The organism is Veillonella sp. S13053-19, from assembly GCF_002959835.1.
In the GTDB taxonomy this organism is placed as follows: Bacteria; Bacillota; Negativicutes; order Veillonellales; family Veillonellaceae; genus Veillonella; species Veillonella rogosae.
Genome location: NZ_PPDA01000004.1, coordinates 116,904 through 132,500, shown reverse-complemented (window position 1 = coordinate 132,500; position 15,597 = coordinate 116,904). Strand labels below are relative to the sequence as shown.

Below are 15,597 nucleotides of genomic sequence, written 5' to 3'. Positions count from 1 at the left end.
GATATCTTGAAGCTATTTGAATAGCTCATTTGTTTTGTTGTCGTTACATTTAAGTAACTTTGAATTATGGTTGGTTTTGACTTTGTCAAAACCCGCACTCTGGCATATGTTCAATCGTATTGATTGATTACCTATCATTGTTCAGTTTTCAAAGATCTGTACCAGTTTCCACTACCTTCTTTCGAAGTGTTTCATCAACTGGCGACTTGATTATTCTATCAAGTTCAGCTCATTCCGTCAAGCACTTTTTAAAACTTTTTTCAGAAGTTTTTTTGTGCTCATCATTTGTGCTGTGTCCTAACGACTTGTATAAGTATAGCACAAATAAAATAATCGTCAATATATAAAAACCTTGTTTTTACAATTTCATTTTAAATTCACTACACCTCATCATAAGCACGCCTTAATTCCTTATTAATTCAGGTTTTAAATTGTATAACATCTTTTTTTAATTACTTTAGTTCATTTTATTTTTAACTAACTTTCACTAATTACTACTAAAACTAAATCATAACCACCCGTAGAACGGGTGGTTTGCTCTGACCCTATAAGGGTCTTTCTCTAGTGGTGGCCCTCTAAAGAGGGCATTGAATGATCTGACAACCACTCTATTACCACTGGCTGCCCCCTACTCGGGGGCTTTTATTTTGCCTATTTTACTGGCTCACCCGTAAACGGGTCGGTGTATTCTTTAAAGTTTAATGTATCTTGCGCTATATCCTCTTGTAGTTGATTGCGAATATACTCTTTTATCGCTCCTTCATATCGTCCTACCGTATCCACATAATATCCTCTACACCAGAAATGTCTATTTCCATACTTATATTTTAAATTTGCGTGTTTATCGAATATCATGAGGCTACTTTTACTTTTTAAATATCCCATAAAACTCGATACGCTTAAATGTGGTGGTATCGTTACTAGCATATGAATATGATCCGGACAGCATTCGCTTCTATTATCTCTACATTTTTTCTCTTACATAAATCTCGTAAGTTTTTACCTACATCAGCTTTTATCCGACCGTAAATTATTTGTCTTCTATACTTTGGAGCAAAAACAATATGATATTTACATCTCCATTTACTATGTGATAAGCTTTTTACGTCATTCATTGACATTGAACCTCCTATGTTGAAATGTTGTGGTTGCCAGACCAACTTCATTCTATCACTAGGAGGTTCTTTCCTTTTCTCTAAGAATTTTTACCGACCCCCAGTTTAACTGGGGGTTTAGTCATGCCTATTCGGCGTACAACACAATAAAAAGAACCTCTCTAGACTCTATGCTAGAGAGGTTCAGTACTTTCACCGTTATTATAGTAAAAGCAGTTCATATATTATTGTTGATTAATATATTATTGTTGATTACGTACATCGTTTTTGTTACGGCTCTTCCAGATAGCCCATAAGGAAGTCGCTACGCAGATAGAGGAGTACGCACCACTAGCAAAACCGATGATCATACAAAGCGCAAAGTTCTTCGTTGTATCCCCACCAAATACATAAAGAGATACGCAGGCAAACATAACAGTTGCCAATGTATAGAAACTACGATGAATACTTTGTGTAACAGAGGCGTTTGCAAGGTCAGCAAATGTATCAGAACGTTTATGCGTATGTGTATTTTCACGAACGCGGTCAAAGATAACTACAGACTCATTCATGGAATAACCTACAACTGTAAGTACAGCTGCCAAGAAGGATGCATCAATTTCCAATTGGAAATAAGAGAATACACCAAGTACCATAATCAAGTCATGGAAAATCGCAATCAACGCAGAGATAGCTACTTTATATTCAAATCGATAAGAAATATAAATTGCTAACGCCAAGAATGCAATGAGAAGGTTTGTTAACGCATGTTCTGTTACTTCAGAACCAATAACAGCACCTACTGTTTCAATACGCTTAACAGTATTTTGACCAATGTTTTTAGTCAAAGACTCAACAACGGCAGCGCTTTCACTAGATTCAAGATTACGAGTACGGATCATTACATCCTTACCAGATGTATCGCCTGTAGTATCACCAGAAAGCTGAATTTGTGCGTTTTCAAGATTGTATTCTTTCAAAACATCACGAACTTGGCTAACCTCTACAGGTTGTTCAAATACTACTTCAACAATCGTACCACCTGTGTAGTCGATACCAAAGTTAAAGCCTTTCATGAATATCGATATTAAGCTAATGATTACAAGGATGGAGGAAATAGCAAACCACCAACGATGATGTTTAACTACGTTTAATGTCATTTGCGTTTACCTCCTTTCAATACTTTTGGTGCAAATGCGTCAGCACTTGTGCTTGGAGAAATATTCGCACCAAACCAGAATGGATGATTTGTAAAATTACATTCAATTAACATGCGCAATAAGAAACGGCTTACGATAATTGCTGTAAACATACTTACTACTACGCCCACACCTAAGCTGATAGCAAAGCCTTTTACAGGGCCAGAACCTAAAATAGTTAAGATACCAGCTGTGATGATAACAGATACGTTCGCATCTGTAATAGTTGCCAACGCACGGCTGAAACCAGCCTCCATAGATACGCGCATAGATTTACCAGAGAATACCTCTTCTTTGAAACGTTCAAAGATAAGGATGTTCGCATCTACCGCCACACCCATGGACAAGATAATACCTGCGATACCAGGTAATGTCATCGTAGCAGTAAAACCTTTACCTAATACTAGAAGTAAAAGCATTACATATACAAGCAATGCAATATTAGCTACGATACCGGATAAGCGATATAAAATAACCAAGAAAATCATGATCATCGCAATACCAGCACTGAAAGCTACTATGGATTTGTCTTTGGAGTCTTGCCCCAGAGAAGGACCTACTGTACGCACCTCTAATACATTAATTTTAACAGGCAATGCACCAGAACGTAATAAGATAGCTAAATCTTTGGCTTCTTCTAAGCTTTGGCTACCAGAGATAGTAGCTCTACCACCTGTAATCGCTTGTTGTACTACAGGATTAGTCAATTCTTGACCGTCTAATGTAATCGCAATGCGACGGCCGATATTTTTAGAAGTCAAGTCAGCAAACTTTTTAGCCCCTTCATCACTTAACTCAATGGCAACAAGTGGTTGTTTGTTTTGACCTAATTCTTCTTTCGCATCTTTTAAATCATCACCAGTCATAACAGTTTGGCCTTGGTCATTTTTAAATTCCAACACCGCTGTTTTACCGATACGTTTAATCGCTTCGTCAGGATCTTTTACGCCTGGCAATTCGATGATAATACGACGAGCACCTTCACGTTGTACTAATGGTTCAGATAAACCCATTTCATTAATACGACGCTCTAAGATTTGCTTTGCCCGTTCAACTGCATCATTGTCAGCTTTACCAGTTGCAGAATCTTCTGCTTCCAATACGATATGCGTACCACCTTGCAAATCAAGGCCTTGTTTCAAAGAACCCGCTAAAGGTTCAATACAATACGCAAAAGTACCAATGATGACAGCAACGACTACTAAAAACTTGATAATAGCTTTACCGTTCAAAATAGTTGCTCCCTTCTACTATACACAATGTATAACGCCCTGCTCTGTCACAATTTTACTCATTCGTTGGTCCAATGTATCCATAGGAATTGGTGTATCCCACAATTGCACTGACCAACATACGCCCATAAATGTACTTGGTGAAAGTTCCTTGAGAAATCGATCATAATACCCATTCCCCATTCCCATGCGACCACCGTGACGGTCAAAGCCAGCACCAGGCACTAAAATCAAATCCAAATCATGTGGATTAATAACCTCGTATGGCTCAGAGGGAATGCGTATATTTAACACACCCCGAGTGATAGATTCTAGAGACTTGAGACGAACTGCAATCATAGTCGTCTTATCAGTACATACTGGAACGTATACAGATTTACCATGTTCTAAAGCATGACGAATCACATCGTCTAAATTGGCCTCTTTGGGCATCGCCAAATAGGCCATAATGGCATTTGCTGATATATATTCAGGACAATTGACAATCTGCTTCGTCAATAGAGTCGTCCACGTATTACAATCAGCAACGGATAAAGCAGCGCGCTGGGACTTGCACGCCCGTCGCACTGCTTCCTTTGTATTCATTATTTTTCTTCCTTGTTTTTCTTTGAAAGCACGTTAGCCACTGCAGTACGAGCAAAGGTTAACTCAACTTTTTCAGATACTTGAACTTTTACTTTTTCATCATCAAGTTCTACGATTTCGCCATAAATACCGCCAATAGTAACGATTTTTTGACCTTTTTTCAAGCTGCCTAATAAGTTAGTGCGTTCTTTTTGTTGTTTCTTTTGTGGACGCCACAACAAGAAGTAAAAGATTACCACCATTAATAAAATAGGCCAGCTAGTTTGCAGCACTTGTAAAATATCTTCCATGTTATCCTCCTAGTTTAATAAATATGTATTTCTTTTCTAGTATAGCCACCTAATATAGATTTGACTAGACTTAATTACTATTTTTTGAAGCTATCCCAAAATTGCATTCTAAATTGAGGGAACCGATCTTCTAAGATGGCTTGTCGCATTTGACGCATAAACTCTAATAAGAAGTAGAGATTATGATACGTTACGAGACGCAATGCTAATATTTCTTCCGCCTTATACAAATGACGAATGTAAGCGCGAGAATAATTTTTACATGTATAGCATTGGCAGCCTTCTTCCAAAGGACCCCAATCATGAGCAAACTGAGCATTTCGAATATTAAGACGACCACTCCAAGTCATGGCCATACCATTTCGAGCAACACGAGTTGGATAGACGCAGTCGAACATGTCTATACCACGTGCCACGCCTTCTACGAGACAGTCTGCAGTACCAACGCCCATCAAATAGCGTGCTTTATTTGTTGGCAATAGTGGTGTAGTATACTCAAGAATTTCATTCATCAAATCATGCGGTTCACCTACAGACAAACCACCGATACTATAACCTTCAAAGTCCATAGCTACTAGCTCTTCCGCACTTTGTTTACGCAAGTCTTTGTACATGCCGCCTTGCACGATACCAAACATACCTTGACGGTCATGAGCTTTACGGGCCTCTTGGCAACGATGAGCCCAACGGGTCGTACGCGCCGTAGAGCGCTTCGCATAATCGTGATCTGCGGGATATGGAATACATTCATCAAAGGCCATCGCAATATCAGAACCTAATTGTTCTTGTACCTTTGTAGCCACCTCTGGAGATAGAAACTGTTTAGAACCATCGATATGAGATCTAAAAGTTACACCCTCCTCGGTGATTTTACGCATATCACCTAAACTGAAAACTTGGAACCCACCGCTATCAGTCAATATGGCTTGATCCCAGTTCATAAATTTATGTAAGCCACCAGCTTCTTCTACTAGTTCAGGACCAGGACGAAGGAATAAATGGTATGTATTACTCAAGATAACTTGAGATCCTATCGCCTTTAATTCCTCTGGCGTCATAGTTTTAACTGTAGCTTGTGTACCTACAGGCATAAACATAGGTGTTTGGAAGGTGCCATGTGGCGTATGCAGTAAACCTGCCCGTGCCCCCGTATGAGGACATGTTTTTTGTAATTCATAAGTAATACTCGCCATGGTCCCTCCTAACGAATAAACATAGCATCGCCAAAACTAAAGAAGCGATACCGCTCTTTTACAGCCTCTTCATAGGCCGCTAAACAATGTTCTCTACCAGCCAATGCGCTAATTAACATTAATAATGTAGATTGAGGCAAGTGGAAATTCGTTACCAATGCATCAATCATTTTAAATTTGTAGCCAGGATAGATAAATATTTGTGTGGTCCCGCTAATCCCTTGCAGTATCCCTTCATCATTAGTAGCAGATTCAAGAGTACGTACCGATGTAGTCCCCACTGCAATAATGCGAGAGCCTCTTTGTTTAGCTGCATTAATACGGTCTGCTGTATCTTGTGACACCACGAAGAATTCACTATGCATTTCATGATCCTCAATAGTCTCCGCCGATACAGGCCTAAAGGTACCTAATCCAACGTGCAAGGTTACAAACTCAAGCTCTACGCCTTTAGCTTTTATTTTTTCTAAAAGCTCTGGTGTAAAGTGTAGACCTGCAGTTGGCGCCGCAGCAGAACCTTTCTCCTTAGCATATACCGTTTGATAACGATCTTTATCTTCTAACTTTTCATGAATATATGGAGGTAATGGCATTTCACCAATTTCTTGTATCACATCATCAAATACACCATTGCAAGTGAACTCAATGATACGGCCTCCAAATTCAGTCTTATCTATTACAGTCCCACTTAAGCGGTCATCAAACACTATGACTTGACCAATAGGACATTTTTTACCAGGTTTAACAAGGCATTCCCAGCGGTTTTCACCACACGGCGTTAGGAGTAATACCTCAACCTTACCACCAGAGCCTTGACGATGGCCATATAACCTCGCAGGGATAACCTTCGTATTATTAAATACGAGTACATCGCCTTCGTGGAGTTCTTCTAGCAAATCGTAAAAATGCTCTTTATGCACAACTTCACCCGTTACCTTGTCCAAGGTTAAGAGTCGCGCTGTATCACGAGGCTCTACAGGGTGCTGAGCAATCAGTTCCTCTGGCAATTCATAATCAAAATCTGTAACTTTCATCGCAATCCTTATTAGTACATTTTCTTCAATGTAATGCCACTATAGTAGTGACGCAAAATAGTTTGGTAATAATTAGCATCCCCTGGAGTAGCGCGCTTAGCCATTTCCGCAGCGCCCCATTGAGACATACCAAGACCATGTCCCCAACCGTGGCCTTTAATATAGACAGTATCATTATTGCCCGTAAAGTTATGATATGCCTTACCCGTGCCTTTAGCAGGGTTGTGATTTACATAGAAATCAAATAGTGTAGATTTTAAACCTAAAATACTACGCAAGGAATCGCCATCTACTGTCGTCTTTCCAGAAGAGCCTATGAAAGTAGCACTCTTAATACGTCCAGACACGCCTCTGTCAGATGTTTGTTGACCAGGCTTGCCAAGAGGAGTCAATTGGATACTCTGCAATTTGCCGACACCTTTACTTGCAGCATTGAGCTTACTTTCAAGAGCTTGACGAGATGTAGTAACCGTCCAGTTTGATGTAGATGTGCCAGCACTATAGTCTTTTACACCTTTTAAATATGGAATGTCATTCCCCCAAACATTGACGCTATCCTCTGTATAACCGCCACCATCGGAGTGGAATAAAGCATTGATAGGACGTTGGTTATACAGCATAACTACGCCTTTAGTTTTATTTACTGCATTTGTTGTCGCTTGGTACTCGCCACTCACACCACTATATACTTGGTGATCCGTGGAATTGCTCACATCATACAATTTGCCTTTATTTTGTTCCATCGTATGAAGAGCATAGGTACGAGCTGCTACAGCTTGAGCCTCTAAGGCAGCTGCTGGCCAAGACGGTACTACCTCTTGTGGCACAACCCCATAGAGATAATCCTCAAGAGGAACTGAGTTAATCACCATCATTGTACCGTTATTAGCGCGTAATGTAAGACCACCTCGGTACCCTTTGCCTTCAAACAAGAATGGGGCATCACTATTAGTCGGTTTCAATGTAACTACCGTATCAATAGCCTTACCATTGACAGCGATCTTACCACCTCGAACACCAATTGACGTACCACGATTCGCACTTATCGTACTAACTTGACCATTACCACTGTTCAACACAACCATATTTGCTGTAGATGTAACAGTAGCATCAGAACTACGACTACCTAATAGAACACGTACATTCGGCACATGTTCGATTCGCTCTGTAGCAGGTGTCATCACAGAACCCACTTTATTACGAGTAATCACAGCTGTATTAGCTTTAATACTATCCGCTTCCGTTGTATTGACTACCTTAGGAGTAGTTTGTTTTGAAGCAGCTGGCTTTTGAGCTATTGGTTTAGCGCCCGTAGCTACAGGTTTAGCAACTGGCTTCGTAGCAGTACCTGCAGGTTTTGCAACTGCTGTTGATTTAGCAGTGCTAACTGTTTTAACAGTCGTTGCTGGCTTTGCTGCAGTACTAGGCTTTGCCGCATTCACCGGCTTAGCACTAGGTTTTGCTACAGTAGGTGTAGCAGTAGACTTAGAAGTCGTTTTCGCTACAGGCTTTGCAACGGGTTTCGTTACAAGAGGACGAAAACTAGATTTCTTCGTCGTATTTACTTTCGATACATTTGTACTAGATACTGTTGATTTTGGTGTAGGCTTTTTCGCGACTACTACATTTTTATTCTGCAATGTAGCCCCCTGTGCTACAGAAGCACCACCAATATTTACACCTAAAAACAACGTTGCCATTATCATCAATTGTAATCGTTTCGTTTTCATTGTCATTTCCCTGTCTGTGAAATACCTAAATGCTCATAGGCAAGTTTAGTAGCCACCCTCCCACGTGGTGTGCGTCCTAAAAATCCTAATTGCATCAAATATGGTTCATACACATCTTCGATGGTATCTCTCTCTTCGCTGATAGCCGCCGCAATAGTATCAATACCTACTGGACCACCATCATAGTTTCCAATAATACACTCCAACACACGTCGATCGATTCGATCGAGTCCTTCTTTGTCTATGTATAAACGTTGTAACGCTTCATCTGCAATTTCCTGAGTGATAACCCCATCACCAATAACTTGTGCAAAATCACGTACCCGCTTAAGTAGACGATTTGCGATACGCGGTGTTCCCCTTGAACGACGCGCTATTTCGCTAGCCCCAGTTGGCTCAATCCCAATATTGAGTATTTCTGCGGCCCGAGTCACAATAAACTCTAATTCCGGTTGTTTATAATATTCCAACCGATTAATAATACCAAAGCGGTCCCTCAACGGTGCCGCCAAAGCCCCGGCTCGTGTAGTGGCACCGACCAAAGTAAACTTTGGCAAGTCAATGCGTACCGTTCGAGCACTTGGCCCCTTACCGATGATAATATCGATAGCATAGTCCTCCATAGCAGAGTACAATACTTCCTCTACACTACGAGACAAGCGATGAATTTCATCGATAAATAGTACATCGTGATCATCTAAATTCGTTAAAATCGCAGCCAAGTCACCAGACTTTTCAATGGCAGGACCGGAGGTTATGCGAAAGTTAACACCCAATTCGTTCGCAATTATACCTGCTAATGTAGTCTTACCAAGACCTGGCGGACCATAAAGCAAAACGTGATCCAATGCTTCACCACGTTGCTTAGCCGCCTGAATATACACATTTAGATTTCCTTTGGCTTCTTCTTGACCTACGTATTCATTAAAGAATTTAGGACGTAGACTATATTGCCATATATCTTCTTCGTGCTCGCCATTTCCGACAAGGCGTACTTCTTCGTTCATCCTTATCGTCCTTTCCCAAGCTCAATCAAGCTGACCTTAATCAACTCAGATACATCGCATTTACCATCATCTAAAGACTCCACAATATCGGCCACATCGCGCTCGGAGTATCCTAATGATACAAGAGCTTCAATAGCCTCTCCTGTAGCTCCACTTGCAGTAACGCCAATTGGCTGAATCACCGCCGGTGACTCCGTAGAGATATGTGTCATTTTAGCTAACTTATCCTTTAATTCAAGAACAAGTCGTTCTGCAGACTTCTTACCAATGCCAGGCAATTTAGTTAATTGCTGAACTTGGCCATTGATTACTGCTAATTTGAAAGCCTCCGGTGTCATGCCAGACAAAATACCTAACCCCACCTTAGGCCCTATACCGGAAACAGAAATGAGTAGACTAAATAGCTCATATTCCTCTTCCGTCCAAAAGCCATAGAGTTGAATCGCATCTTCACGCACATTGAGATACGTAAATAACGTTGCCTCATGGCCTTCTATCAGTTGTTGACGCGTAGTGGTCGGCACATATACGCGATACCCTACGCCATGTACATCTACGTAGCAAGACTCTTTAAAGAGATGTGTTACGATGCCCCGTACATACCCTATCATTATACCAACCTCTTCAATCTATCGTTGTGAGAACTATGGGCCGTACAGATAGCGACAGCTAATGCATCTGCTGTATCATCGGGCTTAATTTTCTCACGAATCCCCAAAATATTCATCGTCATATAAATAACCTGATTCTTATCAGCCTTGCCGTAACCTGTAACAGCTTGCTTGATTTGCAGAGGCGTATATTCATAGATTGGAATCCGTTGTTGCTCGGCAGCCAATAAAATGACGCCTCGTGCTTGACCAACTTTAATAGCCGTCGTTACATTTCGGTTAAAGAATAATTCTTCTACACCGAACTTATCTGGCTTATATTCCTCTAGAATATCACTGAGGTCATTAAATAAAATTTCCAACCGCTGTGAATCAGTTAATTCCTTAGGAGTTGTAATAGCCCCATAGGCTACCGGTGTTAGTTTACTGCCCTTCACGTCAATAATGCCATAACCGCATATCGCCGTGCCTGGGTCAATTCCTATAATTCGCACCCCAACCCCCTTAGTCTAAAAATGAGATAAGCTAACGCCTACCTCCATTACATAATCTATTTCATTATAGCACAATACCACATCGAAATTCATGAATTCCTGCATAAAATTTTATAAGAAGTCTATTAGTTTTATTAACTTTTACAAAAAATTCTAACATCATCTAGCAATAGGAAAGGAGCACCCCTCGTGTGGAGTGCTCCTTTTTATTATTCTTCGTCGTCTGGCAAGATACCATTGTGATATACGTTTTGTACATCATCAAGATCATCCAATACGTCGAGCATTTTTTGCATTTTAACAGCATCATCACCAGATAACTCAATTGTAGTATCAGGGATCATTGTAATTTTTGCAACTACTGTTTCGATGCCCGCATCAGCAAGAGCTGCTTCTACCGCATCATAATCTTCTGGAGTTGTATAAATTTCAAATACATCATCTTCAGATTTAAGGTCTTCTGCACCAGCTTCAAGAGCTAGCATAGTTACTTCATCTTCATCATGACCTTCTTTATCGATAACGAATACGCCTTTGGATTTGAACATCCAACCTACGCAACCGCTTTCACCAAGATTACCACCTTGTTTAGAAAACGCATGACGTACATCGGCAGCCGCACGGTTACGATTATCTGTCATAACCTCAACAGTAACAGCAACACCTGCAGGACCATAACCTTCATATACGATTTCTTCGTATGCGTTCATATCCGTAGTACCAACGCCTTTATCGATGGCACGTTGAATATTGTCTTTAGGAATATTGTTTTCACGAGCTTTTTGCAAAGCCAATTTCAAACGCATATTACCTGTTGGATCTGCACCACCCATCCGCGCTGCAACGGTAATTTCGCGACCGATTTTCGTAGCCATTTTAGCTTTTAACGCATCTGTTTTACCTTTTTTATGTTTAATATTTGCCCATTTAGAATGTCCTGACATAGACGCCTCCCTATTTATTCCACCATGCTTCGCCTCGCAATCGATCAAGGATAATCGATACAGCACTGCGCACAGATAAGTGATTGTATTCACCGTGACCATATATAGGTTCTAAAATATAGTCAAAGCTTTCCATCGTTTCTTTTGTCATACCATAACCGGTACCAAATAATACTAACACAGGGCGCGTCTCATTTTCAAGGTGTTCACGCATCCGTGCATAGGAAATTGTATTATCATAAGTTCTAGCATCAGTAGTTGCTACGATAGGTTTTACACCTTCCAGTTCCTCGATAGTACGCACCGCAACAGCGATAGAATTAACGAGTTCAACGCCTGTGAAAGCATCTTTTCTGTCCGGATTATAGGTAGAACCAAAGCCTGACTTCCAATGCTCCATAATGGTAGCTGCTAATTCTCGTTGAGCCGGTATATTATGAATCACAAAATATTTAGATACATCATAGGTGATAGATGCGCGTGCAATGTCATGAATATCATAATTGGTAATGGCCGTCGTAATGACCTCTTTATGTTTGTTCATAATCGGATAATGAACAAGTCCAATATATAAGTTAGCCAATGCCTTATATCTCCTATACCCTAACAACAAATATAAACAATATAATAGAAATACCAGCCTTACAACAAATAGAAACTATAGTAATACTAGCCTAATAACTTTATGCTCCTAACCCTATAATTTATGTACCATTAATCATTCTACATAGTTTTTAATCAATAACTAAAGGTAAAAAATAGGCTTCTGTACCAGCAATTTCTTCAGGAGAGAAACGGGCTCCCACAGCAGAGGCTTGGTCCCCAAGCATAAAACAAGACAGCGTCAAACACCCTTCTTTTGTACCACTATCTACGGTGTGAATAAAACGTTTTTGCTTAATAAAATCTTGGTACATTACCTTCTTACTATCACGGCAAACAATGTCATCATAATTATCTACAAACTTTTCCATAAAGATCTTTGCTTGATCCCCATGTTTTTCTACGACTTGTATATTGCGTCCCTCACGACCCCAGATTTCCTTTTGAATATAAAGACCCTCATCGAGGTTAGGAAAATCACTTTCAAAATATGACGGAGTCAAATAACGTTCAATAATATCTCGCTCAGGACCTGTAAAAAATTGATCGGTTAAGTATAAGGCATACACCAAGGACATAAATGACTTATTTTGCAAAATAATCGCTTCTGGAGGATTAAATAAATTAAACCGTCCCTCATTATATAAATCTAAGAACATTTCACCTAACGGTTCTCCCATTGCCGTCGTCTCATCGATTAACAATTCCATGGGATGCAAACGATATAGGTTTGATGCATGACTGCCATCAGGAAGTAAAATCCCTTCATCATCAATGACCATATCATAAAATGATAAGAATCTTAAATCTGCCTCAGGACATGCGGATTTCATCGTATTCATTAAAAACTTAGTAGTTCCTAAATCTTCTAAATAATCATGAAAGCAAGCAAACACAAATGGATTCGCTCCACCACGCTTTATCGTATTATATTTACTATTTTCCTGAGAAGTGCGTTCATAAACACGTTTCAAAAAACGTTCTAGCTCATCCCTAGCCCCTGCATTTGGATGCTCTTTATCAAAATAACGGGCACCTACCTCATTAGCATAATAACTTTCAATCAAAAAACAGGGGGTATCCGCATTAATTTCCACCATGCGCAATCGCCCCTGTGTATCGAGAACAAAGTCAAAACGAGACAGCCACGTAGGTAAGCCTAATGGATTTCCTCGGTGAAGATAAGGAATCAGATTTTCCGGCATATCCATATTGAGGGCGAACTCATCAGGGGCCTGCTGAAAAACTTTAGTAGCCTTATAAAATATTTGGAATAACATACGAGATGCATGTCGTATTTCATCGTAAAACTCAGCAGGAAAAGATTGTACTGAAAGCGTTGGATATCGATCATCATAGCCTTCATAATCTACAAAAGGCAGTATGCCCGTATCTAACTCATCAATATAGGATTGCATAGTACCGCCTCCCATCACGAGCCACCAGAGCGTGAACCAGCACTACCAAAGCCCGACTTTTGACCTATAGAAGAAGCTTTTTGACTTCTTCGCTTCTCATAGTCTTGATAAGTACGTCGCCCCAAAGAAGTACGCACATTTGAACCTGATGCTGTATGTACATAAGGCTCCTCATACGGTTTTAATGGAGCCGCCACACGATATGTCATAGTTCGTCCATCCATGCGAGCTGTAGGTGGATTAAACCCATGGAAAATATAGTAGCCTGCCGCAATACTTGGCAAAAGACTGGCTAAACCAGCATCCCACACTAAACTGCCATCCTTTTCTCGGTGAAAGGTAACGGATCGGTCATCATCAAACAAAGCTGTTTCTTTACCATCACCATGATTCAATAAAGAGTAGCGATTTCCTTGATTATCCTTTAATCGAACTTCCCCATCATTTGCTTCCGGGTAGATTTTATCACATACGGCATAAGCGATGTCATTCCAGTATGAAGACACACCAACGATGCCCGCCACAGCAGCAAAGGCACTCGTTATGTATATAGTTTTCTTACTTGGCTTATACATAGGACACTCCCTTAGTGCACAGCACCACTAACAACGAGAGCAAGACCTACAAAGATACCAAATACGAGAATACCAGCAGCTGTATTACCACGCATAATCTCTTCAGATAAATTATATTTACGATGCCATAGATTAATAAACATATAGCCCGTTACAAATAGTACAATACCAAGAATAGCATAAACAACACTTGCTACTACACCGTGCAATAAAGATGTATCTGCTGTAGCAACTACAGGAGACATGATAACAGCACGCAATATTTCACCAATACCGATAAAGGAACCTGCAGATAGCCATGCTACAGCACAGTTACCACGTTTGATTTCTTCACTAAATTTACCAGGTACAAAGAAATCGATAACCGTGTTGGCAGTTAACATTAAGAAAATTCCAAAACAAGCATAAAAAATCGTCAATAATACATCAGGAATAAAAATCATGATAAACCTCCTAATATTGTCCCTTTATATTCATAATCAACGGTTAAACATATAAGCCTTATCGGCTTCATTAAGATTGTGTACATTAAGGAATTTCTCGCGCCCACTACTATCCCGTTGGCGAACCATATAGGCATAGGAATCAAGCACATGTGTCTTTCGTATTGTACTATTAATGAGCTCCTGTTCTTCTGGTGTCAACTTTCCTGGTTCACACACTTTAACGCGGGTTTGCCCATCTACGTTAGTGATAATATAGGCAGACTTAGCATCATAAAATACAATAACTTCACGACCTTCTGCTAAGCTCTCACCTTCATTTTTAATATCCCCATTTAAAGAATCTATTAATTCTAATGCTGTACTAACAGGATCTAAACTAGAAGTATATTCATTATCCGAATCCGTCTTAGTATAATAGACGGATGTATCATGCATATGCTCCTTTGCAGTATAAGGGAAGCCAAAGGTACCACGTATACCATGCCAAGTTAGGTCAGAATCCCAACTAACAAGGCACATCAAAAATAATGCGCCGCAGCCAATGGCCATGGCAAATCCTTCGAGTCGTTCTTTCAAACGTTGATTACGTTTCTTTTTACGAACAGCGTTAGCTGCCGCATCATTACAGAGTTTAATATTCACCAACTGTACTCGAGAGCCTTCGGCAAACATTTTTTCCCCTTTGAACCAATTTTCTTCAAAGAATACGCTAGCGCCGCCTTCACAGGGCAATTGATATTCCTTATACCCAGCTCGATCACCTACGGACGCACCACTATCACCATCTACGTCTACAACCTTTTCCAAACCGATTTGATGTAATGTAAAGCCTTTCGGTGCACGCTTACGATAGGATGTTCTAGATACAGTGCACCACTCATTATCATTGTACTCGATGGTAACCCATATTTTATCAATTCCCTCAACAGCCTCTAGGCCATATTCATGCCAATAATCACCAGGAGACTTTTGCATAGATGGTTTAGCCTTATAGGCTTGTTCCTGATCAGCTTTTGGAATAATCTCATTATATTTAATTTTTTCAGTTATTATATAACGGCTGCCCTGAACCTCAAGGACATCGTAACAATTAAACTCCATAAACAACCTCGTTAGAGTAGCAATACCTATATACGCATCTA

At 40.1% G+C, this 15,597-nt stretch carries 16 protein-coding genes, 1 rRNA gene and 1 pseudogene (1 of these 18 cut by a window edge); all 18 read right to left on the bottom strand.

Annotated elements, in window-relative coordinates; genetic code table 11:
* Positions 1–3, bottom strand: a 16S ribosomal RNA gene (locus tag VEHSUH06_RS01800) (it extends 1,561 nt beyond the left edge of the window).
* Positions 4–651: 648 nt separating this feature from the next.
* Positions 652–1,115 (bottom strand): annotated as a pseudogene (gene tnpA / locus VEHSUH06_RS01795) (IS200/IS605 family transposase).
* Positions 1,116–1,357: 242 nt separating this feature from the next.
* Complete coding sequence (gene secF / locus VEHSUH06_RS01790) at positions 1,358–2,254, bottom strand: protein translocase subunit SecF (protein WP_105081331.1); 897 nt, start codon at positions 2,252–2,254, stop codon at positions 1,358–1,360.
* Positions 2,251–3,525 (bottom strand): protein translocase subunit SecD, encoded by a 1,275-nt coding sequence (gene secD, locus VEHSUH06_RS01785; RefSeq protein WP_105097542.1) that lies wholly within the window; start codon positions 3,523–3,525, stop codon positions 2,251–2,253. The genes secF and secD overlap by 4 nt, the downstream gene beginning before the upstream one ends.
* Positions 3,526–3,543: 18 nt before the next feature.
* Positions 3,544–4,110 carry a 5-formyltetrahydrofolate cyclo-ligase gene (locus VEHSUH06_RS01780; protein WP_105097541.1) on the bottom strand — a complete coding sequence of 189 codons (567 nt, stop codon included), beginning with the start codon at positions 4,108–4,110 and terminating at the stop codon, positions 3,544–3,546.
* A complete protein-coding gene (gene yajC / locus VEHSUH06_RS01775) occupies positions 4,110–4,400 on the bottom strand; it encodes a preprotein translocase subunit YajC (protein ID WP_105097540.1) in 291 nt (96 codons plus the stop codon). Before yajC ends, VEHSUH06_RS01780 begins: the two co-directional genes overlap by 1 nt.
* 77 nt (positions 4,401–4,477) lie before the next feature.
* Entirely contained in the window at positions 4,478–5,593 is a 1,116-nt protein-coding gene (tgt, locus tag VEHSUH06_RS01770) for a tRNA guanosine(34) transglycosylase Tgt (protein ID WP_105097539.1), read from the bottom strand.
* Positions 5,594–5,601: 8 nt separating this feature from the next.
* Positions 5,602–6,627: a tRNA preQ1(34) S-adenosylmethionine ribosyltransferase-isomerase QueA gene (queA, locus tag VEHSUH06_RS01765; RefSeq protein ID WP_105097538.1), complete on the bottom strand. Its 1,026-nt coding sequence runs from the start codon at positions 6,625–6,627 to the stop codon at positions 5,602–5,604.
* A gap of 11 nt (positions 6,628–6,638) precedes the next feature.
* Positions 6,639–8,357, bottom strand: a complete 1,719-nt coding sequence (locus VEHSUH06_RS01760) for a SpoIID/LytB domain-containing protein (RefSeq protein WP_105097537.1) — start codon at positions 8,355–8,357, stop codon at positions 6,639–6,641.
* 2 nt (positions 8,358–8,359) lie between these two features.
* Positions 8,360–9,364, bottom strand: coding sequence for a Holliday junction branch migration DNA helicase RuvB (ruvB, locus tag VEHSUH06_RS01755; protein ID WP_105081326.1), 1,005 nt, complete (start codon positions 9,362–9,364; stop codon positions 8,360–8,362).
* Between the two features lie 2 nt (positions 9,365–9,366).
* Positions 9,367–9,975, bottom strand: coding sequence for a Holliday junction branch migration protein RuvA (ruvA, locus tag VEHSUH06_RS01750; protein WP_105097536.1), 609 nt, complete (start codon positions 9,973–9,975; stop codon positions 9,367–9,369).
* Complete coding sequence (gene ruvC / locus VEHSUH06_RS01745; protein WP_105097535.1) at positions 9,975–10,469, bottom strand: crossover junction endodeoxyribonuclease RuvC; 495 nt, start codon at positions 10,467–10,469, stop codon at positions 9,975–9,977. The genes ruvA and ruvC overlap by 1 nt, the downstream gene beginning before the upstream one ends.
* A 209-nt stretch (positions 10,470–10,678) precedes the next feature.
* Positions 10,679–11,413, bottom strand: coding sequence for a YebC/PmpR family DNA-binding transcriptional regulator (locus VEHSUH06_RS01740; protein WP_105097534.1), 735 nt, complete (start codon positions 11,411–11,413; stop codon positions 10,679–10,681).
* A 10-nt stretch (positions 11,414–11,423) separates the two neighbouring features.
* Positions 11,424–11,996, bottom strand: coding sequence for an RNA methyltransferase (locus tag VEHSUH06_RS01735; RefSeq protein WP_105097533.1), 573 nt, complete (start codon positions 11,994–11,996; stop codon positions 11,424–11,426).
* A 151-nt stretch (positions 11,997–12,147) separates the two neighbouring features.
* Positions 12,148–13,434 (bottom strand): glutathionylspermidine synthase family protein, encoded by a 1,287-nt coding sequence (locus VEHSUH06_RS01730; RefSeq protein ID WP_105097544.1) that lies wholly within the window; start codon positions 13,432–13,434, stop codon positions 12,148–12,150.
* A gap of 14 nt (positions 13,435–13,448) precedes the next feature.
* Complete coding sequence (locus VEHSUH06_RS01725; protein ID WP_105097532.1) at positions 13,449–14,009, bottom strand: hypothetical protein; 561 nt, start codon at positions 14,007–14,009, stop codon at positions 13,449–13,451.
* A gap of 11 nt (positions 14,010–14,020) precedes the next feature.
* Positions 14,021–14,452, bottom strand: coding sequence for a DUF350 domain-containing protein (locus tag VEHSUH06_RS01720; RefSeq protein ID WP_105097531.1), 432 nt, complete (start codon positions 14,450–14,452; stop codon positions 14,021–14,023).
* Positions 14,453–14,488: 36 nt separating this feature from the next.
* Positions 14,489–15,556: a hypothetical protein gene (locus VEHSUH06_RS01715; protein ID WP_105097530.1), complete on the bottom strand. Its 1,068-nt coding sequence runs from the start codon at positions 15,554–15,556 to the stop codon at positions 14,489–14,491.
* Between the last annotated feature and the right edge of the window lie 41 nt (positions 15,557–15,597).